This is a genomic window from Nonomuraea sp. NPDC050404, assembly GCF_040655495.1.
Classification (GTDB): domain Bacteria; phylum Actinomycetota; class Actinomycetes; order Streptosporangiales; family Streptosporangiaceae; genus Nonomuraea.
Window position 1 is genome coordinate 396837 of the sequence record NZ_JBFAKB010000006.1, and the last position, 24054, is coordinate 420890.

The following is a 24054-nucleotide window of genomic DNA, read 5'->3' on the forward strand; positions in this document are numbered from 1 at the left end:
ACGTCCTGGCCGTAGCCCTGGATCCCGAAGTCCTCGACGTCGCGGCCGAGGTCTTCTTGGACGACCCGGTGGTCTTGGGCTTGGACGTCCTGGCCGTAGCCCTGGATCCCGAAGTCCTCGACGTCGCGGCCGAGGTCTTCTTGGACGACCCGGTGGTCTTGGGCTTGGACGTCCTGGCCGAAGTCCTGGATCCCGAAGTCCTCGACGTCGCGGCCGACGTCTTCTTGGACGACCCGGTGGTCTTCGACGGCGTGGCCTTGGCCGAAGTCCTGGTCCCGGTGGTCTTCGACGTCGCGGCCTTCGCGGACGTCTTCTTCGTCGTGGACATCTTCTTGGCGCCCGAGCTCTTCGACACCGAAGCCTTGGTCGAGGTCTTCGAGCCGGACTTCGCCGCCGGGCGCGACTTGGCCGTGGACTTCGACGCGGGCCGCGACGTGGACTTCGACGTGGACTTCGACGTCGACTTCGAAGCGGGCCGTGAGGTGGCCGTGGCCTTCCTGTTGGCCTTCTTGATGGCGCTCACCAGCTCCTGCTTGGTCATCTTCGACCGTCCGGTCACGTCGAGCTTCGCCGCGACCTTCTGCAGGTGTTCCTTGCTGGCGTTGGCGTCCACACCCTCGGCCGTCCGGCCGGAGCGATCGGTGGCGCCCTTGTCGGACGGGCCCTTCCCGTTCTTCGACTCCCAGTGGTCGCCGACCTTCTCGAAGGAGTGCTTGAGCGCGGCGAACGCGGTCATGTGCGCCCGCCGCCCCTCTCCATACTCCTTCACAGCCGAATCGTGGGCCTTGATCCACGTGTTCTGTGCCTTCTTCGGCGAGCGTTTGACGGTCGACGGCAGCTCTTGGACGGCTGGCATGTCGATTGACACCTCCTACAGCGGTGGTTCGTTGTAGTGGCGGCGCTCCTCGTAGACCTCGGTTCTGCGGGTCTCGGGCTCCTCATAGACCTCGTGACGATGGACCGGCTCGTCGATGGGTCCTACCGCCCGGCGGGTGACCCTGATCCTGTATATGCCGAACAGGATCCCGACCAGACCACCGAGCATGAGGATGACGCCCACTACGTTGATGTCGAGGCCGGCGAGGTCGAACTCGACGGCCCAGGTGAGGATCGCACCGAGCATGATGAGGATGATGCTTCCGGCGATGGTCATCAGATTTACCTCCTTGACACGAAGGAACCTCTATCCACATGTCGAAAAACAAACCAGTCGTGGTGATCGGACTCATGGGCTCGGGCAAGACGACCTCGGGCCGGCTGATCGCTGAGGCCCTCGGCCTGCAGTTCAGCGACAGCGACCAGTACCTTCAGCGCGAGCACGGAGCGACCTCCGCGCCCATCGCCGCACGCGAGGGAAAGGAGGCGCTGCACCGGTACGAAGCCCAGCATGTGCTCGACGAACTGGCCGGCCCGCCCAAGGTGATCGCGGCGGCGGCCAGCACGCTGGAGGACGCCCGGGTGCGCGAGGCGATGCGGCAGGCGTTCGTGGTCTGGGTGGACGCGGCCGACGAGGTGCTGCTCGAACGGATGCGCACCAGCGACCACCGCCCCGACTATGCTCCTTCGGAGATGCGGGCCCGCCGCGAGCACTTCTTCCGCGAGGTGGCGGACCTGGTCTGCGACGTCGGCGTGCTCCGCCCGGAGCAGGTCAGGGACGAGGTGCTGGATAAAATGGGTTTGCCCGCTGTTGATCGCGACTGATAGCCAAAAGGGATGTTCGCCGAGAAACCCACGCTGAAGGGCGAGCGCGTAACGCTGCGCCCGGTCGGCCCCGAGCATGTCGAGGACCTGCTGGAAGCGATTGCCGACCCCGAGGTCGGCCGCCTGACGGGCTCGCACGGCTCGGTCAGCCCCGAGGCCATCCACCAGTGGTACGCCACCCGGGCCGACCAGCCCGACCGGCTCGACCTGGCGATCATGGCGGACGACGGCTGCGCGGGCGAGGTCGTGCTCAACAAGCTCGACACCGACAACCTGGCCTGCTGCCTGCGCATCATGCTCGGCCCGAGGTCCGTCGGCAAGGGTTACGGCACCGAGGCGATCGAGCTGGTGCTGGCCCACGCCTTCGCGACGACGCCGCTGCACCGGATCTGGCTGGGCGTCTACGCCTTCAACGAACGGGCGCGGCACGTCTACAAGAAGGTCGGCTTCGTCGAGGAGGGCGTCGAACGCGACGCCCTGCGGTGGGAGGGCCAGTGGTACGACTCGGTGCTGATGGCCATCCTCCGGCCGGATTGGCTGGCAAGATCCTGAAGCCTGGCATAATGATCATGACGCATGGGTCCCCCGAGGCGCGCGGGGGACCTGTGGCGTCGTTCCTGACAACCGTCGTTTCTGACAACCAATGGGCGGTGTCGTGCATCTAAGCCTCAGTGACGATGCGCTTGGTGCCGGGTGACCCCGAGCGGCTTGGCGGCTACTGGCCGGCCGCCAGGCTGGGTGCGGGCGCGCGCGGTGTCGTCTACGAGGCGTACGACGACGAGGGACGGGTCTTCGCCGTCACCGTGCCCCGGGGTGAGATCAAGCGCCGATTCGAGCGGGTGAGCTGCCGCCACCTGGCGGAAGTGGTCGCCGTCGGATCCGACGGGGGCGTCCCCTACGTGGTCAGCGAGTTCGTGCACGGCCCCGACCTGCGTCAGGCCGTGGAGCTGCACGGCCCGTACGCGGGCGGCGAGTTGGTCGCGCTGGCCGCGGCGCTGGCGCTCGCCCTCGACGCGCTGCACCGGGCCGAGCTGACGCACCGGGGGCTCAACCCGGAGAGCGTGCTGCTGGCCGACGACGGCCCCAAGGTGATCGAGCTGGGCCTGCCCACCCAGCAGCCGGTCGGCGCGACGTACACCTATCAGGCTCCCGAGCTGCTGACCGGGCAGAGCCCCGAGCCGGCGGCGGACGTGTTCGCGTGGGGCGCGGTGGTGTTGTTCGCGGCCACCGGGCAGGATCCGTTCCACGGCGACAGCCCCGGCGCGGTGATGCACCGGCTGCTGACGGTCGACCCCGACCTGGGCTGCCTGCCCGGCCCGCTGGGCGAGCTGGTCGGGCGGGCGCTGGCCAAGGATCCCGCCGAGCGGCCCGCGGCGGCCGAACTGCTGGCCGGCGACGTGCTGGCGGCCGGCGGCGTGGAGTTGCGGACGCCCGAGGCGTACGTGCGGCCGCGGTCGCTGGGCGAGGTGGCCGAGGAGGCGTACCTGGCGCTCAGCCCCGGTCAGCAGGAAGAGGTGCCGGGGGTGCTGCTGCGCCTGCTCGACGGCGACAGCCCGCACGACGAGGGCGACGTGCTCGGCCCGCTCATGGCGGCGGGCCTGCTGGTGCGCCGCAGCGTGCGCGTGCCGTCCGTGGACACCCCCGCCGGCAGGCTCGTGGCCGTCAGCGACGACCGGGTGACGCCGGTCAGCGCCGCGCTCTACCGGGCCTGGCCCCGGCTGCGCGGCTGGGTGTCCGACGAGCGCGAGGGCCTGCGGGCGCACCGCCAGATCCGCGAGGCCGCCAGGCACTGGTCAGAGCACCGGCGCGGCAGGAGCCTGCTGCTGCGCGGCCAGGAGCTCGACTCGGCGCTCGGCTGGGCCGCGACCAAGCGCCGCCACCTGCGGCTCAACCAACTCGAACGCGACTTCATCAACGACAGCGTGGCCCTGTCCAAGCAGCGCAGGAAGCTCCTGGTCCCGTCGCTGGCGTCGGTGGCCGCGGTGCTGGCGGTGGCGGTCACGATGACCGTGGTGTCCGTGGACAGCCAGAACGACCTGCGCGGACGCCTCATCGAGGCCGACGCCAGAGCCGTGGCCGCCAGGGCCGAGGCGCTGCGGGACGGCGATCCGCGCACGGCGATGCGGCTGAGCGTGGCCGCGTGGCGGCTGGCGCCGGTGTTCGAGGCGCGGGCGGCGCTGCAGGCCTCGCTCGTGCAGCCGGAGCTGGCCGTGTTCACCGACCCCGGGGCGGACGCGCGGGCGCACTACCTGCTGCGCGGGGACGAGCTGGTCAGGTGGGACACCGGCGCGGTCACCGTCTACGACGTGGCCGGGGGGCGGCGGACGGCGTCGTACGAGCTGCCGGTGGGCAGCACCGCGCTGAGCGCGGACGGCCGGTACGCGGAGGGGCCCGGCGACCGGCCCTTCGACGTCGCCACCGGGCAGGCGCCCGCGGACGCCGTCTACACGATCAGCCGGGGCAACAGGACGAAGGTCTACCGGGGCACGAAGGTGCTCTTCGACGTGACCGACAGGAAGGTGGCGCTCTCGCCCGACGGGACCAGGGCGGCCGTGTCCCGGCTGAACGGGCGGGTGGAGTTGTGGGCGCTGGCCCCGCGTCAGGTCAGGACGCAGGTCATCGAGGTCGAGCCGCTCACCGGCGCGGACGCGGCGGCGCCCACCCTGGCCTTCAGCCCGGACGGGGCCACCCTGGCCGTGGCCGGGCGTGACGGGGTCACGCTGGTGTCGGCGAAGGACGCGCGGGCCGGGGGTGCGGAGGCGGCGCGCGCGTACGGCACGGTCCGCGAGCCCGGCCCCCACACCCCCGCCGAAGCCGCCGCACCACCCTCGACCGGCGACACGCCACCCTCGACCGCCGCCACAGCTCCCTCGACCGCCGACGCGCCCGTCACGGCCGCCCGCCCCTCGGAGCGGACCGCCCCGAGCACGTCCGCGAACCCCGGCGTGCTCGCCCTACCGGCCCCCACCCCGAGCCCATCAGCGCCTCCCTCCGCGAACCCGTCCCAGGCCCCGTCCAGGAGCGCCCCCCAGGCCCCGCCCGCGAGCACGTCCCAGATCCCGCCCGCGAGCACGTCCCAGATCCCGTCCGCGAGCGCGTCCCAGCTTCCGTCCGCGAACACGTTCGCGGCTCCGTCCGTGAGCGCCGACACCGGCCGGGCCGCCAGACCGGAGGCACGCGCGAGCGGCACCGGCGATCCGGGCGCGAAGGACAAGGCGTGGGGGGTCGAGGTCGTGGACGGGCTGGAGACGCCCTCGGGAAGCTACGACGGCCCGCTCGTCTTCAGCCCCGACGGCCGCCTGCTCGCCCTGCCCGGCGACGGCGAGGTACGGGTCTGGAACGTGGCCGAACGCCGCCTGGCCGGCTCCTACCCCCTCAAGGACCCCGGCCACGGCCTGGCCTTCTCCCAGGACGGCCGGGTGCTGCGCTACCTCAGCGGCACCGGCTCGGTCGTCTCGCTCGACGTCTCAGGGCTGCCCGCCCCGTCCGACGACGGCCACGTCGCCGCCTTCTCGGGCAACGGCCGGGTCGCGGCCAAGGAGGTCGGCAACGCGATAGAGCTCACCGACACCGAGAAACGCAGGCAGCTCGGCCGCATCGCCGCCGCCGGCGACCTGGCCTTCGACGCGGGCGGCCGGCTGCTCGCCGTGGCGGGCGACCCGGTGACGGTGTGGGAGGTGGCGGGCGGCAGGCAGGTGGCGGCCATCGACGCGGGCGGCGACGTGCCGGCCGTGGCGCTGTCCCCCGACGGCCGCACGCTGGCCACCGCGCGCGGCAGAACCCTGGAGACGTGGGACGTGCAGGAGGGACGCCGGATCAAGGCGTACGAGGGCGCGGGCGACCTCGCGATGGCCTTCTCCCCCGACGGCTCCACGCTGGCCGCCGGCGTCAACCTGCTGAACCTGCGCACCGGCCAGGTCACCCCGCTCGACCTGACCGGCGGTGCCGCCCCGACGGCGCTGGCCTTCTCCCCCGACGGGCGCAGGCTGGCGTTCGGGCTGGAGGGCGGCCGGGTGCTGCTCGTGAACGTACGCGAGCGCAAGCCCATCGGCACGATCGAGACCGGCGCGGCCCCCGTGGACGAGCTGCGCTTCTCCCCGTCCAACGACCTGCTGGCCGTGGACGCCGCCCGCATGTCGCTCTGGGACACCCGCAAGCTGCGCGAGGTCGGCAAGGTCGGCTCGTGGGCCAACGGGCTGGCCTTCAGCCGGGACGGCAAGCGGTTGCGCGGCGTGGCGCTGGACGGGACCGTACGGGAGATCGCGATCGATCCCGCGCTGACGGCCGGCGAGGTGTGCGCCAGGGCGGGCGGGCCGCTGAGCAAGGCGGAGTGGACCCGGCTGATCCCGGAGAGTGGTTACCAGGACTCCTGCTGACCGCACGCCAAGTCAGCCACCAGAGAACCATAAGTGGCCGCGGCCATGCTGAACGGCATGCGAACCGTACAGATCCCGGCCATCGCCCCCAGACGGACGAGCGAGCCCGAGCCGGACCTCACCTCCATGTACGTCATCCACCGCGCCATGCTCACCGACCTGCGCCGCCTCATCAAGGTCCTGGGCGGCCCCGCCCGGCTGCGCGGCTCCCGTGACAGGGCGGTCCGCCGGTACGCGGGCTCGATCCTCACCGAGGTGCACCATCACCACGCCAACGAGGACGACCTGCTCTGGCCGATCATCGCGCGCACGGCCGGGCACGCCGTGGACCTGGCGCCCTACACCGACGACCACGAGGCGCTGGCCCCCGTGCTCGACCGGTGCACGACCGCGCTCGGCGGCGACCAGCGGGCGTTGGGGCAGGCCCTGGCCGCGCTGCTCGACCTGCTCGACGACCACATCGCCGAGGAGGAGTCCGCGCTGCTGCCCATCGTGGCCAGGTACGTGCCGTACGACGCCTACGTGTGGGCGGAGCGGCAGATCGCCAGGCGGGCGTCGTTCGGGCAGCTCATGTTCACCGCGCCGTGGCTGGTGCGGCACGCCACGGCCGAGGAGGCCGCGCGGCTGCTGGCGGGGGCCGGCGCGCCACTGCGGGTCCTGGTGGCGCTCTCCAGGCGCGGGTACGCGCGCCGCGAACGCGAAGCCTTCGGGGCCGAGGGCCGCGCATGAGACGGCGCGAAGCCAACCCGCCAGCGCGCAGGGTCAGGCACTGGTGGCCAGGTCCTCCACGGTCACGCCGTGCGCGAACGGCAGGCCCTTGGCGTACCTGGCCACCTCGTCCACCGCCAGGTCGGCGATGCGGGCCAGCTCCCCGCCCAGCGAGCCGGCGATGTGCGGGGTGAGCAGGACGCCGGGCAGGTCGTACAGGGGCGAGTCCGGCAGCGGCGGGTCGGGCTCGGTGACGTCGATGACCGCGTGCAGCCGCCCGGAGGACACCTCGGCGATGAGCGCGTCCTCGTCCACGAGCGCGCCGCGGGCGGTGTTGATCAGGGTGGCGCCGTCGCGCATGGCGGCCAGGCGGGCGGCGTTCACGAGGTGGTGGGTCTCGGGCAGCGCGGGGGCGTGCACGCTGACCACGTCGGACCGCTCGAACAGCTCGTCCAGGCCGACCTGCCGAACACCCAGATCCTCGGTCAGGTACGGGTCCGAGACCAGCACCTCCAGCTCGAACGGCCGCAGCAACTCGATCACCCGCCGGCCGATCCTGGACGCGCCGATGATGCCGACCGCGCGGCGGTAGTTGCCGTACCCGGCGTAGAGCCCGTCCAGGTCGATCCGGCCGCGTCGCTCCCGGTAGAGGCGGGCGCTCTCCAGCACCCGCTTGCCGGCGAACAGGATGGCGGCCAGCGTGTACTCGGCGACGGGCTCGGCGTTGGCCGCCGCCGCGGAGGAGACGAGCAGGCCGCGCTGCCAGCACGCCTCGGTGACGTGGTGCTTGACGGAGCCCGCCGCGTGCACGATCGCGCGCAGCCTGGGCGCGGCGGCCAGCACCTCGGCGGTGATGGGCGGGCACCACCAGCTCGTGTACAGCACCTCGGCCTCGGCCAGCGCCCCGGCCACGGCCGGGTCGGTGAAGTCGGCGGCCACCAGATCGGGGTCCACGTCGGCGATCGCGACCAGGCGCTCGCGCACCGGCCCCGCGATGAGCTTGGCGGCGGTCTGGGGCCCCATGGCGAGCAGGGTCTTCGGCCGTGATTCGGTCATTTCGCTCCCCCGAGCCTCAATAGGATCGCTTGATCATAACGGTGGCCCAAGGGGCGAGTCGGGCGCGGGTCGCCGGTCAAATCCTCATCGGACGAGTCCGGCCCACACCGCTGGTCACAGGCTCAGCGGACGAGCCCGGCGCGAACTGGTCACAGGCTCAGCGGACGAGCCCGGCGCGGACTGGTCACGAGCTCAGCGGGCGAGCCCGGCGCGGGCCGCCTCGGTCCAGCGGCGTACCCCGGCGCGTTCCGCGATCTCCAGCGCCTCCCGGTAGTGCGGCCCGGCGGGCCGTCCCAGGAAGGAGGCCAGATCCCCGAGCACCTGGGCGACCGGCCACACGGCCAGGTAACCGGTGCCGCCCACGGACTCGGCCGCGAACGGCAGCAGCGCCTCGTACACCGCCTCCGCCCGCTTCCTGTCCCCGATCGCGACGCCGAGCAGCCCCCGGACGGTCATCAGGATCTGCCAGAAGTAGTCGCGCCTGACCGTCGGCGGCTCGGCGGGCACCAGCGCCCGTGCCTCCTCGGCCCGCCCGGCGTGGCAGAGCGCCAGCGCGTACGCCTCGCGGAGTTGCTCCTGCCACGGCCCCGCGAAGGCCAGCGGCTCGACGTCGGGCAACAAGGGCGAGGTGTCCCCGCGCATCAGGTGCATGCCGTACCGGGCGAGCAGCAGGATCCCCGTCTCGTGCTGCCACATGCCCAGCCGCCCGGCCAGCGCGGCGGCGGCGCGGAAGCGGGCCTCGGCCCCCTCGTGATCGTCGCCGAGCGCCTTGCGCAGGCCGTCGTAGAAGCCGGTCGTGGCCAGGGTGAGCGGCAGGTCGTACAGCTCGGCCAGGCGGGTGGCCGCGGCGGCGTGCACGTCGGCGGCGGCCAGGTCGGCCCGGCTGGTCGCGGTCTGCATGAGAATGAGGTGGCCGAGCGCCTCGACCGTCACGTCCGAGCCGGACAGGCTGAGCAGTTCGGCGCCGATCCGCTCGCGTTCTGCGTTGCCGCCGTAGCGGTAGCTCTGGTGCATGCGGCCGTTGAGTGCGAGCACGAGCAGGTGACGCTCGCCGAGCCGGCGGGCCATCTCGACGGCCTCCCGTGAGGCTTCGTAGCCGCGTTCGTCCTGCTCACCCTCCAGCTCGTACGCCAGCGCGGTGAGCAGCCGGCACCGGGTGACGCCATCGCCGGGCGGCAGCCGTTCCAGCGCCCGCTCCACGGCCCCGACCAGGACGGCGTCGAAGGTGGCGTACTCCCTGTTGGCCCAGAACGTCGGCACGTCGAAGGAGATGATCACCCGGGCGAGCAGGGCCGGGTCGTCCAGGGGCAGCACGTCGCGCGCGGCACGTTCCCGGTAGGTCCTGCCCTCCACCAGCCTGCCGGTGTTGGCCAGCGCGGCCACCAGCGACATGGTGAGCTCCAGCCGCTCGCGCGGGTCGCCGCCGGCGCAGGCGTCCAGCGCCTGCTTCCACAACGCGGCGGCCTCGTGGTGGGCGAAGCGGCGCTCGGCCTGCTCGGCGGCGAGCCGGGCGTAGCACACGGCCTTGGCCGGGTCGGCGGCGGCGGCCGTGTAGTGGTGGGCGAGCGCGGCCACGTCGCCCGGGTCGTGCTCCTCGATGGCCCTGGCCACGCGCAGGTGCATCCTGGCGCGGCGGATGCGGGACAGGTCGTCGTAGAGGGTGTCGCGGATGAGCACGTGCGCGAACCGCAGCCGGCCCGCCCGCGGCTCCGTCAGCAGCCCGGTCACCAGCCCTGACTCGATGGCGGCCAGCACCGTCTCCTCGTCGCCGCCACTGACGGCGGTCAGCACGTCCACGTCGCTCTCGCGGCCGATCACGGCGCCGTGCCGCAGGATCGTCTGCGCCCCGGCGGGCAGCCTGGCCACGCGGCGGCGCAGCACGTCGCGCACGCCGGCCGGGATCGCGGCCCCGCCGTCCGGACCTTCGGCGTCCAGCAGGCGCGCGGTCTCCTTGACGAAGAACGGGTTGCCGCCGGTCCTCTCGACGATCTCCGCGACCGTACCCGGCGCGGCCGGCCTGCCGCAGGTGAGGTTGATCAGCTCGGCCACCTCGTGCGGGGGCAGTCCGTCGAGCCGCAGCCTGGCGGGCTCGCGGGCGGCGACGGCGGCCAGGGCGTCGGCGAGGTGGTCGTTCGGCTCGGTGTGCCGGTAGCCGGCCGCGACCAGGACGGGCAGCCCGGCGGCGGCGCCGGTCACGTGGGTCAGGATGGCCAGGGTCTCGGGGTCGGCGCGGTGCAGGTCGTCGAGCACGATCAGGACGGGACGGCCGATCGAGGTGACGAACGCGCCCACCGCGCGGCGCAGCCGGAACCTGGCGCCCGGCACGTCGCCGCCGGCCGGGGCGTCGAACAGCAGCGGGGCCAGCGCCTCCGGGTCGCCCGGCGGGAAGCGGGCGGCCAGCTCCCTGAGCAGTTCGGCCCACGCCCAGCCGGCCGGGGCGCCCTCGTGCTCGGGGCAGCGGCCCCAGCCGACGGCCCGGCCCTCGGCCTCCAGGACGCCGCGTACCTGCTCCATGAACGCGGTCTTGCCCGCGCCGGGCTCGCCGCTGACCAGCACCACCCCGCCCTTCAGCGCGGTCACCCGGTCCAGCTCGGCACGCCTGCCGACGTACGGCGGCCTGGTCACGGCGGGCCTGGCGACCGGCGCGGGCGGGGGCGCGGCCTCGCTCAGATGGGCGGCGTGGTGGAGTATGTCCTCCTCCAGCCGCCGCAGCTCGGGCCCCGGATCGACGCCGAGCTCCTCGGCCAGGTGGTCGCGGGCCCTGCGCAGCGCGCCGAGCGCCTCGCCCTGCCGGCCGCACCGGTACAGCGCCCTGGCCAGCAGCGACCACGCGCCCTCGCGCAGCGGATGCTCCGCGGCCAGCCGCTCCAGATCCGGTACGGCCCGCGCCGCCCCGCCGAGCCTGATGACCGCGTCGGCGTGCCGCTCGATGGTGGACAGGCGCAGCTCCTCCAGCCGTGACGCCTCGGCGTCGGCCCAGGGGGCGCCGGTGAACTCCTGGTAGGCCGGGCCGTGCCACAACGCCAGCGCCTCGGCCAGCTTCTCGTGGCCGGCCGCCGGGTCGCTCACCATGCCCTCGAACCGCCAGGCGTCCACCGCGCCGTCGTCCAGGCGCAGCGCGTACCCGGGCGCCTGGGTGACGAGCACGCCGGCCGGGGCGCGCGGCGACCTGCCGGGCTCCAGGGCGCGGCGCAGGTTGGAGATGTAGGACTGGACGGCGGCCAGCGCCTTGGGCGGGGCCTCCTCCGCGTACAGGTCGTCGATCAGCCGGTCCACGGGCACGGCCCGGCCGCCGGCGGCCAGCAGGCGGGCCAGCACCGAGCGCTGGCGCGGCGTGCCGAGCGCGACGGGCTCGCCGTCGAGTTGGGCGGCGAGCGGCCCGAGCACGCTGAAGGTCAACACGATGCTGACACGGTACGACAGGGCACCTCCAGTGCACAGTCCGGGCTATCCGCCGAGATCGCTCAGCTTGCCGATGAGCGCCGTCCTGGAGGTGATGCCGAGCTTGGTGTAGATGTGGCTCAGGTGGTATTCGACGGTCTTGACGCTCAGCACCAGCTTGCGCGCCGCCTGCCGGTTGGTCAGCCCCCTGCTGATCAGCACCGCCACCGTGTGCTCCTGCGGCGTCAGCCCCAGCCTGGCGGTGTCCTGCGGGCGCAGCACCGCCCGCCCGCTCGCGGCCAGCTCCAGGTCGCACTGCTCCAGGTACGGCAGCGCCCCCAGCCTCGACAACGTGAGCTGGGCCGCTTCGAGCTGCTCGGCGGCGGCCGACCTGCGGCCCCTGCGGCGCAGGAACGTTCCGTAGGCGAGCTGGATGCGCGCCTCCTCGAACGGCATCTCGATCTTGGCCGTGTGCTCCAGCGCCACCTGGTAACAGATCTCCGCCTCGGCCGGCTCGTGCCTGACCGCGTGCAGCCCGGCCCTGGCCCGCGCGGCGGCGGCCAGCACGCTGCGCCGCTCCCTGTCCAGGGCCAGCAGCTCGCACGGCACCAGGACCTCCTCGGCCTCGTCCGGCCGGCCCGCGTTGACCAGGGCGTCGGCCAGCAGCGTACGCCAGAGCACGACGGTCGGCTCGTCGGGCAGGTTCGTCCTGGTGAGCGGCATGAGGGCGGTGACGGCCATCTCGTGGTCGCCGCGCGCGGTGGCCACCAGGGCCTCGGCGGCGGCCGTACTGACCTGGGCGGAGACGTTGTCGGGCGAGCAGGCGGCACGGGCGGCGCGCACGTGGGCGGCGGCCCGCTCCCACTCGCCGCGCGCGGCCGGCACCAGCGTGGCCACGGCGTGGGCGTGGCTCGCCAGCCACGCCTGCCCGAAGTCGTCGGCCGTGGACGCGCCGATCTCGGCGTGCCCGGCCGCGTCGTCCCAGCGGCCGAGCCGGTACTCGGTCTGGGCCAGCGTGACCGCCGTCAGGAGCTGGAACGGGGCCGAGCGGTCGGCGCTCACGGCGAGCAGCCCGAGCAGGTCGGTCTGCGCCCCGGCCAGGTCGTCGGCCCAGAGGCGCAGGGTGGCCCGGCCGAGCAGCGCGTCCAGCTCCGCCGGCGCGCCCTGGGTGGGCACGGGCAACTCCGCGCTCTCCGCCAGCCCCGCGTCAACGTCCCCGGCCAGCCCGAGCCCGACCAGCCGCGCGAACCGCACCATCTCCCCCGCCCCGGCCGCCTCTTCCTCCTCCGGTGGGGCCAGCGCGCATTCGGCCCAGCGGGCGGCGGCGCCCCCACCGGCGCGTAACAGTGCCGCCATCGCCTGGCGTCCGGCGACCGCCGCCGCCAGCCGCCCGTCACGTGCGGCGAAGGACCACGCGTGGTCGAGCCACCGCACCGCCTCCTCCACCCGCCCCGCGACGAGCGCCACCGACCCCATCACGTAGTCGTGCACCCCGGGATCCCCGCCCGGCGCGACCTGGGCGGCCAGCGCGCCGGCGTCTCCGGGCCGGCCGGCCGCCAGCAGTGCCTCCACGGCCTCCGCGATCAGCCGGTCCCGCACCGGCCCCTCCGCCGTGAGCTGCACGGCCCGCGTCAGGCAGCCGCACGCGCTGGGCCAGCGACCGGCCGCCGCCTGCCGCCGCCCCACCACGGCCACCTCCCGCACGAGCTCCTCGTCCACCTGGTCGGCGGCGGCCAGCCGATGGTGCAGCCGGCGCACCGCGTCGTCCACCACGTCGGCGGCCAGCAGGTGCAGGCGGCGGCGGGTGGCGGGCCCGAGGGTGTGGTAGATGGCCGCCCTGACCAGGGGGTTCGGGAAGCCCACCGACACCCCGGCCCCGGTGCGCCACTCCACGAGCAGCCCGGCCCCGGTGACCTGCTCCAGCTCCGGCAGCGGCTCGGCCAGTTCGGCCATGCCGGCCACCAGGTGAAGGGGCGCGGAGGTGCCCAGCACGGCCGCGGCCGTCAGCAGCCGTCGCGCCGCCTCCCCGCATTTCGTCATCCGCCCGAGCACCAGCGTGGTGTAGGCGCGCGGCGCGGGCAGCGGGGCGTCCACGTCGGCCAGGGTCTCGGCGCGTACCTGCTGCAGCAGCGCCCGCGCGTGCAGCGGCACGCCCTTGGTGTGCTCGTGCAGCCGCTCGGCGGCCTGGGGGGTCAGCCGTACGGGGCCGAGCCGGGCGCTGAGCGCCTGCAACTCGCGCGCGTTCAGCCCGCTCATCTGCAACCGCAGCGCCGCGCCGCCGCGCAGCAGCCGCCGCAGCCCGTCGGGCAGCCGGGGGTCGTCGCCCTCCCTGACGATCACGATGGCCAGCACCCGGTCGGTACGCAGCCTCCGCAGCGCGAACGTCAGCGCCTGCAAGGAGGGCAGGTCCGCCCAGTCGGCCCCGTCGATCGCGACGACCACGGGAGCGGTCTGCTGGAGCTGGGCCAGCAGTTCCAGCAGCGCGGCCCCCACCACCAGCGGGTCGGGCGGCGCGAACGGCTCGACCTGCCGCTCCAGCCCGGCCAGCACCTCGGGCACGGACCGCGCCTGCGGCCCCAACTGCCCGAGCACTCCGTAGGCCAGCTCGGACTCACCCTCGTCCCCGCTGACCTCAAGCACCACCGCGTTCTCGATCACCGCCAGGAACTCCCCAGCCAGGGCGGTCTTGCCGATCCCGGCCGGCCCGTCCAGCACGACCAGGGTGGAGCGGCCCTCGCAGGCACGGCCCAGTTGGGCGTGCAGCACCGCCAGCTCACGACCCCGGCCGACGAACTGTTCGTCCCGGGAGCGCTCGGGTCCGTTCCGAAGGGCGCGGGCTGCCATCGGACTCACCCCCCTGGCCAAAGTTCATCGTGTGCCTTGGCCCGGCGGGCGTCCAGTGCCCTTGACCCGAGTCAGCTCTTTAGGTCATTAGGGAAATGCCCCGGGGTAATCCCCAGGGTGTTCCCTGATGCTCCCGGCAAAGCACGTTCATAGCGTCCAACGTGGACGAACGCCCCAAAACGCCGGGAGAAGATCATGCCGTCCTACATCGCAGAGGAACAGCGGGGAGCGGAGGCACGAATTCTCAACGTGCTGTTCCCCACGATCCTCCAGGGACTCCAACTGACCCACCAGGCAGCGGACCAGTTCGGCGCACGTCCGCAACAGGCCCACCTGCTGCCGATGGGGCCGCGGACCGAGCACCGGCCCGTGGAGTACCAGCAGCAACAGCAGCAGCGGTACACCATGTCGGAGACCTACGCCCAGCTCGCCGCCGACCGCTCCTTCATGGACGTCGCCGCCATCCTCATGCCGGTCGTGCAGGCCATCATCCCGCCGCTCGTGGAGCAGCTCCTCTCCTTCGGCCCGCCCAAGGCCGACACCGACCAGAACGAGGAGGACCGCTTCCTGCAGTTCGTGCCGCAGCTTCTCGGCACGGTCACGCCGATCATGATGCAGGTCCTCCCCGGCCTGCTCCAGAGCATGAACGGCACCCGCGCCGAGCACCCCGTACGCGTGACCGACCGCGAGCTCAACCAGCGCTACTTCGGTCCCATCGTGCAGGCCACCCTGCCCGCGATCGTCGCGCAGCTCCCTGACCTGCTGGCCATGGTCCACGGCGACCAGCGCACCCCGGTCAGGTACGAGCGCATGCCCGGCCGCAGCCCGGTCCAGCTCATGCGGATCGGCAGGAACGACCTCACCAGCGCCCACCGTCTTCGCGACGGCGACGTCCTGCACATGACCGAGACCCCGGCCCCGCCCGGAACCACGGAGATCCGCATCACCCGCGCCCCGCACAGCACGTGGTGGAAGGGCATCCAGGTCACCGACGAGACCGACAGGCAGATCTGCTTCGTCGAGACCGACGGAGACAGGTACGCCACGTTCGAGTCCAGGTCCGTGCAGGCCGGCGGCGCCATCGTGCTGTGGAAGGCGAGGATGTTCGGCGAGCACACACCGATGTACCTCATCCCGATCGCCGACCTGGCGCCAGACGGGAAGTGCTTCAACTTCCACTGGGCCGCCGACTGATGGCCGGGCCCACGCTGCGGCTCGGCAGCAGAGGCGAAGAGGTCAGGAGGCTCCAGGAGTTGCTGCGCGAGCGCGGCTACCGCCTGCCCGCGGACGGCTACTTCGGCGCCGCCACCTACGGGGCCGTGATGAACCTCCAGCAGCGCGAGGGCCTGCCCGCCGACGGCGTGGCCGGTCCGGGCACGTGGCAGGCTCTCGGCCAGACCAGGACGATGGCCGCCGAGCCCCGCTCGGACGAGCCCGCCGAGTGGAACGTCATGGTCTACATGGCGGGCAACAACAACCTGTCCGACGCCGCGGGCCGCGACCTGGAGGAGTTGCGCGCGGTTCACTCGTACAACGGCGTGCGGGTGACCGCGTTCGTCAAACGGCAGGACGGCGGCGGCCGGGCCCGGCACATGGAGGTGCGCCCCGGCGGGGCCCCCGACCTGATCGAGGAGCTGCACCCGCCGATCGACTCGGGCCACCCCCAGACGCTGCTGAACTTCGTGCGCTGGTCCGTCAGGCGCGCGCCCGCCAGGCGGTACGCGCTGGTGGTCTGGAACCACGGCGGCGGCTGGACCCCCGACGACCTCGACCAGATCTACACCCAGGTCAGGGGCCGCTCGGCGCGGCGCGACGTCGAGACGGGCTACGTACGCCGGGCGCCGCGCGCGGCCATGGTGGAGGGCGAGCCGCCCTTCTCCGAGCTGTCCAGGCTGTCGGAGACCCAGGAGATCACCAAGGCGCTGTTCTCGACCTCGCTGAGCGAGGTGCTCAGGCTGCCCACCGGGCAGGACCGCGCGATCGCCAGTGACGACGGCACGCTGCACTCGCTGGACACGATCGAGCTGTGCAACGTCCTGCGGACCGTGCACGAGGAGCTCGGCCGGCCGCTCGACCTGCTCGGCATGGACGCCTGCCTCATGAGCAACCTGGAGGTCTGCTACGAGATCCGCGAGCACGCCGCCGTCGTGGTGGGCTCGGAGGAGCTCGAACCCAACGAAGGATGGCCCTACACCGAGATCCTGTCCGCCATGGCCGCCAACCCGCGCATGGACGCGCGTGAGCTGGGCCGGATCGTGGTGGAGGAGTACATCAGGTCCTACCGCGGCACGCACCAGACCGTCACCCAGTGCGCGGTGGACGCGACGCGGATCGAGGAGTTCATGCGCGAGTTCCAGACCCTGGCCGACTGCCTGCGTCAGCAGGTGAGCGCCAACCGGTCGGTGGTGGACAGCGTGCAGTCGGTCGCGACCCGCTTCCACATCGACCGGTCGCTGGTGGACCTGCGCACGATCTGCCTGGCGCTGCTCGCCGACTCGCGGACCGACCCGACGCTGGCCTCGGTGGCCGACAAGCTGCTGGCCATCCAGAGCCCCGGCGGCTTCGTGATCAACGAGGCGCACCAGGGCGAGAAGGTCGACGGGTGCGGCGGGCTCAGCGCGTACTTCCCGATGGAGCGCACGATCTCGCGCTTCTACGGGGACCTGCAGATCGCCCAGCACACGGAATGGGACGAATTCCTCAGGGACTACGCGAACGCGCGTACCATCAGGCGTTAGGAGACGTCGAAGGCCACATGCCGGCGATCCGCCGGCGCCCTTGGGGCTATTGCGGCCCGGGACCGGCCGCAATAGCCCCTACCTTTGTTGTCATGGACCCCCTCATCAGCCGCAGGGCGCTCAACCGGGCCACCCTGGACAGGCAGCACCTGCTGCGCCGCACCGGCCTCTCCGTGGCCGAGGTCGTGGCGCACCTGGGCGGCCTGCAGGCGCAAACCCCGCACACCTGGTACGTCGGGCTGTGGAACCGCGTCGCGGGCTTCGTGCCGGAAGACGCCGCGGACCTGCTGCTCTCGCGGGAGCTGGTCCGCATCGCGTTGCAGCGCTCGACCATCCACCTGGTCACCGCCCGCGACTGCCTGGCGATGCGGCCGGCGCTGCAGGCGGTCACCGAGCGCATGACGCGTACGACGTTCGGCAAGCGGCTGGCCGGGGTGGACCTGGACGAGCTGGCGGCGGCCGGGCGGGCGTTGCTGGAGGCGCGGCCGATGACCTTCGCCGACCTGGGCAGGGCGCTGGCCGAGCGGTGGCCGGGCAACGACCCGCACGCGCTGGGCCAGGGGGTGCGCTGGCTGGTGCCGCTGGTGCAGGTGCCGCCGCGCGGCGTGTGGGGAAAGAGCGGGCCCGTCGCGCACACGAGCGCGGAGTCCTGGCTGGGCTTCGAGACGCCACCGATGACGCCGGCCGAACTGGTGCTGCGTTATCTGGGGGCGTACGGTCCCGCGTCGGTGCAGGACGTGCAGACGTGGTCGGGGCTGACCAGGCTGGGCGAGGTGGTGGAGTCGCTGGACCTGGTCAGGTTGAGGGACGAGGGCGGCAGGACCCTGTACGACCTGCCGGACGCGCCCCGGCCGCCCGAGGACGTGCCCGCCCCCGTGCGGCTCATGTACGACTTCGACAACCTGTTCATCGGCTACGCCGACCGGTCCAGGACGATCACCGAGATCGGGGCGGCGGCGCTGGGCGGCTTCATGGGCACCAACGTGCAGCCCCGCGTGATCCTGGTGGACGGCGTCACGGCCGGCGACTGGACCGTCACCCGGGCCAAGGGCGTCTCGACTCTGAACGTGCACCAGTGGGAGCCGATCAAGGTCATGGACGAGGTCGCGGAGGAGGGACGGCGGCTGCTGGAGTTCCTGGCCCCGGGCGACAAGCACGAAATTTCAGTCTTTGACGGCCCCTCCAAGTCCTGACACCAGCCGCCGCTGCACGGCCACGAAGAAGATCAGCACCGGGATCGTCATCAGCGTCGAGGCCGCCATGATGCCGCCCCAGTCGTTCTCGTCCGGCTTGAAGAAGACCAGCAGCGCCGCGGGCAGGGTCTGGTTGTCCTTGGCCGAGATGATGAAGGTCCTGGCGAAGATGAAGTCGTTCCACGCGGTGATGAAGGAGAACACGCTGGTCGCCACCAGCCCGGGGGCGACCAGCGGGAACAGCACCCGCCACAACACGGTCGCCCGCCCGGCCCCGTCGATCATCGCCGCCTCCTCCAGCGACTCCGGCACGGCGGCCACGAACCCGCGCATCATCCAGATCGCGAACGGCAGCGTGAACGCCAGTTGCACCACCACCAGCGAGGCCAGCGTGTTCAGCAGCCCGAGGTCCCTGACCACGAAGAACAGCGGGATCGTGAGCGCCTCCACCGGCACCATCTGCGCGATCAGGAACATGATCAGCACGGTCGTCCTGAACCGGAACCTGAGCCTGGTCACCGCCACGGCGGCGAGGAAGGCCACCCCGGCCGACAACACCACCACGGTCAGCGCCACGCCCGCGCTGTTGAGCAGGTAACGCCCGAAACCCTCACCGGTGAGCACCCTGATGAAGTTGTCCAGCGTCGGGTGCAACGTCCAGGGCCGGGCGTCCAGGGACTGGATCTCGCCGTCGGGCTTGAGCGCCGACAACACCATCCAGTACAGCGGGAACGCGGTCAGGAACGCGACCACGCAGGCCACGGCGCCGGGAACAATTCGCCTTCTCAAAGCCGCTCCCCGTTTCGATACAGCGCCCTGATGTAGAGCAGGGTGAACGCCAGCAGCACGAGCGTCATCACCACGGCGATGGCCGAGCCGAGGCCGTACTCGGAGGAGCCGAAGGCGGTCTGGTAGGCGTAGACGTTCAGCACGGTGTTCTGCCCGGCCACGCCGCCGCCGTTGGTCATCACGTAGATCTGCGTGAACACCTTGAAGTCCCAGATGACCGACTGGATGACCACGATCGTGACCAGCGGCCGCAACATCGGCACGATCACCTTCCAGAACGAGTGCCAGGCCGAGGCCCCGTCGAGCGCCGCCGCCTCCAGCACCGAGGCCGGGATCGCCTGGATGCCCGCGTAGAGCGTGAGCATGACCAGCGGGAAGGAGTGCCACACGATCGTCGCCCCGACCACGAGGAAGGTCACCCAACGGTCGTAGAACCAGTTGAACCCCTCCAGCCCCAGCACCTGGTTGACCAGGCCGAGGTCGGCGTCGAACAGGAACATCCACACGGTGGAGCCGGTCATCGCGGGCGCCGCCCACGCGCCGAGCGCGGCCAGCGACAGCAGGGTCCTGGGCACCGGCCCCGTCCTGGTCAGCAGCACCGCCAGCGCCGCGCCGACCGCCAGCGTGGCCAGCACCAGCGCCGCCGCGAACCCGACCGTCTGCAGCAGCACCTCCCAGAACCGGCCGTCGCCCAGCAGCGTCGCGTAGTTCGCGAACCCGACGAACGTGCTCGGCTGTCCCCCGCTGACCTGGGCCTGCCGGTAGTCGAAGACCGACAGCAGGCCCAGCATGTAGACGGGGTAGCCGAACATGGGCACCAGCACGGCCGCCGCCGGCAGCAGGTAGAGCCACGGCCGCGGCCTGACCATGACAACCCCAGAGGTCACGAGCGGCCGAATGCCGTCTTCACGGCGGTGGCCGCCTCGGTGGTGGCGGCGTCCACGTCCGCCTGACCGGTGGCGATCTTCTGCAGCATGGTGGGGATGACCTTGCCGTTGTCGATCTTCACCCAGGCGGGGTCGATGGGCACGAACTTCGTCCCCTTGGCGACCGTGTCGAGGAACGGCTTCAGGAACGTGTCCTTGGCCGCCAGTTCGTCGCGCGCGCCGGTCAGCGTGGGCAGGTTGCCCATGGCCTCGTACATCTTGGTCTGGTACGCCTTGCCGCCCAGCAGCTTGACGAACTCCACGGCCAGCGTCCGGTGCTTGGCGTTCTTCATGACGCCCAGGTTGTTGCCCCCGGCGAAGGCCGGCGCGATCGAACCGGGCGCCGAGCCGGGCAGCGGGACGACCGCGTACTTGCCGGCCGCCGCCCCCGCGTCCACGGCCGCGCGGTTGAAGTTGCCCAGGATGCCCATGGCCGCCTTGCCGCCGGCGAACAGCTCGACGGTCTTGCCGCCGGTCAGCGACACGCACGCCTGCGGCGGGCAGATGTCGTCCTTGAGCAGGTCGGTGTAGGACTTGACGCCCTTGCGCGAGGCGGGCGAGTCCAGGGCGGTGATGTCGCCGCCGGCGTCCCAGACGAAGGGCAGGGCGCCGAAGGTGTACTCGCCGCCGACGGCGATGCCGTACAGGCCGGGTTTCTTGGCGCGGATCGTGCGGGCGGTCTCGGTCAGCTCGGCGATCGACGTCGGCGGCTTCAGCTTGAGCTCGTCGAAGACGTCGGTGCGGTAGTAGAGGGCGCGGACGCCGACGAACCAGGGCAGGCCGTACTGCTTGCCGTCCACGGCGGCCGATTTCAGCAGCTCGGGCGTCATGTCCTGGCCCTGGAGGTCCGCGGTCAGGTCGGCGAACCCGCCGGCGGCGGCGTACTCGGCCAGGTCGGTGTTGCCGTACTCGGCGACGTCCGGCGAACTGGCCGGGTCGTTGAACGCGCCCTTGAACTTCTCGTGTCTCGCGGGCGTGGTCGGGACGTAGGCGACCTCGACCTGGACGTCGGCGTGCGCGGCGGTGAACTCCTTGATCGCCTCGCCCACGACCTTCTCCTTGGGCGCGCGGTTCGGCTCGTCGTAGAGCCACACGCGCAGCGTCCCGGTCTTCTCGTCACCGCCGCCCGGGGCCGGGGCGGTCGAGGGGGCGCAGGCGGCCAGCCCGGTCAGCATGGTCAGGGCGACGCCGGCGGCAGCATAGTTAAGAAACTTCACTATTTACCTCCCGAGCGCGACCCTAGGAACCGACGGGCGTCAAGGGAAGGCGTCAACCCAAGTTGTTGTGCACTGCACAACAGCATGTTGCATACGGATTTCGCCGGTATCGTGGGCCACGTGCAGGAACGCAACCACTCGGCCTCGCTCCGGCGCGCTCTGGGCGTGCTTGAGCACGTGCGCGAGCAGCCGGGCCTCACCCTCACCCAGCTCTCCGAGGCCGTGGGCCTGTCCAAGAGCACGGTGCTGCGGCTGACCGTGCCGCTGGTGGAGGCCAAGCTGCTCGAACGCGACCGCAGGAGCGGCGTCTACCGGCTGGGCCACGGCACGTTGCGGCTCGGCCAGACCTACCTGGCCACGCTCGACCTGCGCTCCGTTGCGGCCGAGGAGTCGCACCGGCTGATGAGCGAGGTGCGCGAGACCGTGCACCTGGTCGTCTACGACCCGCCGCACGTCGTCTACATCGACAAGGTGGAGAACGAGACCAACGTCCGCATGGCCTCGCGCATCGGCAGCCGCGGTCCCGTGCACTGCACCGCCGTCGGCAAGGCCATCCTGGCCTGGCAGCCCGAGGAGGCCCTGGCCGAGCTGGTCCTGGAGCCCAGGACCAAGCACACGATCACCGAGGCCGGGCGGCTGCGCGCGGAGCTGGCGCACATCAGGCGGCGCGGCTACGCGGTGGACGACCGGGAGAACGAGCCCGAGGTGCGCTGCGTGGCCGCACCGATCTTCAACCACAACGACGCCGTCGCCGCGGCCATCTCCGTCTCCGGCCTCACCTCGCGGATCACCGCCGCGCGGGTGCGCGAGCTGGGGCCGCTGGTGGCCGGGACGGCGGCGCGCATCTCCAGAAAGCTGGGTAGCACCATCCGATGAGCAGGCCGACGACCGAGCCACCGACCTCTGAGCCACTGATGACCGGGCCGATGATCGAGCCGCCGCTGACTTGCGGTGACGTCGATGACTGAGCTGGTGACCTGCGGCGAGACCATGGCGCTGTTCACCGCGCGCCGCACGGGGCCGCTGCGCTTCGCCCGCGACTTCGACCTGGGCCTGGGCGGCGCCGAGTCCAACGTCGCGATCGGCGTGGCCAGGCTCGGCCGTGCCGCGACGTGGGTGGGCCGGGTGGGGGCCGACGAGTTCGGCGACCTGATCAGGGCCACGCTCGCTGGCGAGGGCGTGGACGTGCGCGCGATCCCCGACCCCGGCGCGCCGACCGGGCTGATGATCAAGGGCAGGCGCACGGCCGACCTCATCGACGTGCGTTACTACCGCAAGGGCAGCGCGGGCTCGCGGCTGTGCGCCGCCGATCTGGACGCCGATCTCATCAGGTCGGCCCGCGTGCTGCACGTCTCCGCGATCACGCCCGCGCTGTCGGATTCGGCGCGCGAGGCCGTGCGGCACGCGATGGCCGAGGCGCGGGCCGCCGGGGTGCCGGTCTCGCTCGACGTCAACTACCGGCGCGCGTTGTGGACGCCCGAGGAGGCCGGCGCCTGGTTGCGGGAGGCGGTCGGCGAGGTGGACGTGCTGTTCGCGACCGAGGCGGAGGGCCGGCTGATCGCCGACGTCGAAGGGGCGGAGGAGCTGGCCAAGGCCCTGGCGGGGCTGGGGCCGCGGCACGTGCTGCTCAAGTTCGGCGCGCGGGGGGCGATGGAGCTGACCGACGGCGTCGTACGGCGGGCGGAGCCGTACCGGGTGACGGAGGTCGACTCCGTGGGCGCGGGCGACGCCTTCGCGGCCGGCTGGCTGGCCGACTGGCTGGCCGCGGCCGATCCCGAGGAGCGCCTGGCCACCGCGTGCGCGGCCGGGGCGTTCGCGGTCACCAGCCAGGGCGACTGGGAGAGCCTCCCGCGCCGCGCCGACCTGAGCCTCCTGCGCAACCCCGCCGACGGCGTGAACCGCTGACCGCACAACGCCCAGAATCCCTCGGGACGAGCCGCTGACCGCACGGCACCGAAACCCGGCGGGGTGAGCTGCTGACCGCACGGCACCAAAACCCGGCGAAAACCGGTGCAATTGCCATAATCTGCCGGAATGCTCGACCAACATCTCGACGAACTCTTCCAGGCGGCCGAAGACCGCGATGCGGACCGGCTCTTCGCCTGCGTGCCCCGCCTCTACGCGGCCACGGAAACCGCCGACGAGGCGTCCCTGTCCGCCGTGGCGGCCAGGCTCAGCGAACTGCTCGCCCGGCTGCCCTCCGGGGTGGCCGTCCGCCTGGGCATTCTCGCCGGAGCGCTGGCCGAGCGCGGCGCCGACCCGATGCCGCTGGCCGGAACCCTGGTGGACAGGCTGACCGAGCACCTGGAGCGGTCGGCCGGGTTCGTCGCCGCCTGGCGGTCGGCCACCGGCGAGGACCCGCCGCAGCCCGAGGACGACGACCCCGACTGGGTGGTCGGCGTGGCGTCCCGTCTGACGGGGCTCGACGAACAGGAGGCGTTCGGGCTGGCCCAGGCCTGGGCTCTCACGCACCTGGCGACCATGCCGGTCCTGTCCATCCTGCAGCTCTCCACCCCGGTACGCGCCGCGCTGCCCGGCCGCGAGCGGCTGACGGCGGCCCTGTCGGCCGTGTACGACGACCGCGACGACCTGGGCTGGCTGGCGGGCCTGCTGCGCGTGCTGGACGAGGAACACCTGATCGTCCTGCACCGGGAGAGCGGCAACGGCTACGAGGTCGTCATCGGCGGGCTCGGCGACAACTTCCAGCTCCACACGCTGCTGGCCGACGCGGTGAGCGGCCCGGTCACCGAAGGGCTGATCGAGGGCGTGCAGCCGGACCCGCGCTGGGTGTGGGGCGCCTCCGACGGCCCCGTGGACCCGGACGGTGAGCCGGTGCGCGGCCAGTTCAACCTGACGGACGCCCATGGCAAGTGGATCTGGAACGAGGGCGTCCCCGCCGAGATCCCGCACCTGGACGGGGTCCGGGTCGTCGTGCTCGACCCGCCGCCGTACGAGCGGTCGTGGAGCCCCGGGCGACGCTACCCGCTGATGAGCGGCAGCATCCGCCTGGAGCGCATCCTGCCCGCGGAGGAGGCGGCGTCCTGGCTGACCAAGGTGGCGCCGAGCGGCGGATACGGCACCTGAAGCGGACGGGGTCAAACACACCACAACCCTTAACATGTGGT

At 72.4% G+C, this 24054-nt stretch carries 17 protein-coding genes and 1 pseudogene; 10 read left to right on the forward strand and 8 right to left on the reverse strand.

What is annotated here, in order from left to right; genetic code table 11:
• Positions 1–475 precede the first annotated feature (475 nt).
• Together AB0I81_RS19160 and AB0I81_RS19165 are read right to left on the reverse strand one after the other, a co-directional pair.
• Positions 476–856, reverse strand: a pseudogene (locus tag AB0I81_RS19160) (ChaB family protein); the annotation flags it as partial.
• A gap of 15 nt (positions 857–871) precedes the next feature.
• Complete coding sequence (locus AB0I81_RS19165; RefSeq protein ID WP_360658252.1) at positions 872–1153, reverse strand: hypothetical protein; 282 nt, start codon at positions 1151–1153, stop codon at positions 872–874.
• Positions 1154–1191: 38 nt separating this feature from the next.
• Here AB0I81_RS19165 and AB0I81_RS19170 point away from each other — a divergent pair, with 38 nt between their 5' ends.
• The 4 genes from AB0I81_RS19170 to AB0I81_RS19185 all read left to right on the forward strand — a co-directional run bounded on the left by AB0I81_RS19170 (position 1192) and on the right by AB0I81_RS19185 (position 6806).
• Positions 1192–1701 carry a shikimate kinase gene (locus AB0I81_RS19170; protein WP_360658254.1) on the forward strand — a complete coding sequence of 170 codons (510 nt, stop codon included), beginning with the start codon at positions 1192–1194 and terminating at the stop codon, positions 1699–1701.
• A 12-nt stretch (positions 1702–1713) separates the two neighbouring features.
• Complete coding sequence (locus tag AB0I81_RS19175; protein ID WP_360658256.1) at positions 1714–2253, forward strand: GNAT family protein; 540 nt, start codon at positions 1714–1716, stop codon at positions 2251–2253.
• A 125-nt stretch (positions 2254–2378) separates the two neighbouring features.
• A complete protein-coding gene (locus AB0I81_RS19180) occupies positions 2379–6077 on the forward strand; it encodes a protein kinase (RefSeq protein WP_360658613.1) in 3699 nt (1232 codons plus the stop codon).
• A 57-nt stretch (positions 6078–6134) separates the two neighbouring features.
• Positions 6135–6806, forward strand: a complete 672-nt coding sequence (locus AB0I81_RS19185) for a hemerythrin domain-containing protein (RefSeq protein ID WP_360658258.1) — start codon at positions 6135–6137, stop codon at positions 6804–6806.
• A 33-nt stretch (positions 6807–6839) separates the two neighbouring features.
• On the opposite strand, the gene AB0I81_RS19190 is transcribed toward AB0I81_RS19185, so the two are convergent.
• From AB0I81_RS19190 to AB0I81_RS19200, 3 genes are all read right to left on the reverse strand, one after another.
• A complete protein-coding gene (locus AB0I81_RS19190) occupies positions 6840–7841 on the reverse strand; it encodes a hydroxyacid dehydrogenase (protein WP_360658260.1) in 1002 nt (333 codons plus the stop codon).
• 192 nt (positions 7842–8033) lie between these two features.
• A complete protein-coding gene (locus AB0I81_RS19195; RefSeq protein ID WP_360658262.1) occupies positions 8034–11243 on the reverse strand; it encodes a BTAD domain-containing putative transcriptional regulator in 3210 nt (1069 codons plus the stop codon).
• A gap of 45 nt (positions 11244–11288) precedes the next feature.
• Positions 11289–14066 carry an AAA family ATPase gene (locus AB0I81_RS19200; protein ID WP_360658264.1) on the reverse strand — a complete coding sequence of 926 codons (2778 nt, stop codon included), beginning with the start codon at positions 14064–14066 and terminating at the stop codon, positions 11289–11291.
• Positions 14067–14261: 195 nt separating this feature from the next.
• Between AB0I81_RS19200 and AB0I81_RS19205 the strand changes: the two genes are divergently transcribed.
• From AB0I81_RS19205 to AB0I81_RS19215, 3 genes are all read left to right on the forward strand, one after another.
• Positions 14262–15260: a hypothetical protein gene (locus tag AB0I81_RS19205; protein ID WP_360658266.1), complete on the forward strand. Its 999-nt coding sequence runs from the start codon at positions 14262–14264 to the stop codon at positions 15258–15260.
• Positions 15260–16804, forward strand: coding sequence for a clostripain-related cysteine peptidase (locus tag AB0I81_RS19210; RefSeq protein WP_360658268.1), 1545 nt, complete (start codon positions 15260–15262; stop codon positions 16802–16804). The genes AB0I81_RS19205 and AB0I81_RS19210 overlap by 1 nt, the downstream gene beginning before the upstream one ends.
• A gap of 92 nt (positions 16805–16896) precedes the next feature.
• Positions 16897–17997 carry a winged helix DNA-binding domain-containing protein gene (locus AB0I81_RS19215; protein ID WP_360658270.1) on the forward strand — a complete coding sequence of 367 codons (1101 nt, stop codon included), beginning with the start codon at positions 16897–16899 and terminating at the stop codon, positions 17995–17997.
• Here the strand turns inward: AB0I81_RS19215 and AB0I81_RS19220 are convergent.
• From AB0I81_RS19220 to AB0I81_RS19230, 3 genes are read right to left on the reverse strand one after another with little or no spacing between them, the layout of a single operon-like run.
• A complete protein-coding gene (locus AB0I81_RS19220; RefSeq protein WP_360658272.1) occupies positions 17968–18786 on the reverse strand; it encodes a carbohydrate ABC transporter permease in 819 nt (272 codons plus the stop codon). The two genes, AB0I81_RS19215 and AB0I81_RS19220, sit on opposite strands and share 30 nt — an antisense overlap.
• Entirely contained in the window at positions 18783–19655 is an 873-nt protein-coding gene (locus AB0I81_RS19225; protein WP_360658274.1) for a sugar ABC transporter permease, read from the reverse strand. Before AB0I81_RS19225 ends, AB0I81_RS19220 begins: the two co-directional genes overlap by 4 nt.
• Positions 19656–19669: 14 nt before the next feature.
• The gene (locus AB0I81_RS19230) at positions 19670–20929 is read right to left on the reverse strand and encodes an extracellular solute-binding protein (protein ID WP_360658276.1); all 1260 of its coding nucleotides are present in this window, start codon (positions 20927–20929) and stop codon (positions 19670–19672) included.
• Between the two features lie 120 nt (positions 20930–21049).
• Between AB0I81_RS19230 and AB0I81_RS19235 the strand changes: the two genes are divergently transcribed.
• From AB0I81_RS19235 to AB0I81_RS19245, 3 genes are all read left to right on the forward strand, one after another.
• Positions 21050–21805: an IclR family transcriptional regulator gene (locus AB0I81_RS19235; protein WP_360658278.1), complete on the forward strand. Its 756-nt coding sequence runs from the start codon at positions 21050–21052 to the stop codon at positions 21803–21805.
• A gap of 84 nt (positions 21806–21889) precedes the next feature.
• On the forward strand, positions 21890–22834 hold the full coding sequence (locus tag AB0I81_RS19240) for a sugar kinase (protein ID WP_360658280.1): 945 nt from the start codon (positions 21890–21892) through the stop codon (positions 22832–22834).
• Positions 22835–22963: 129 nt separating this feature from the next.
• On the forward strand, positions 22964–24013 hold the full coding sequence (locus AB0I81_RS19245; RefSeq protein WP_360658282.1) for a hypothetical protein: 1050 nt from the start codon (positions 22964–22966) through the stop codon (positions 24011–24013).
• The last annotated feature ends 41 nt before the right edge of the window (positions 24014–24054 follow it).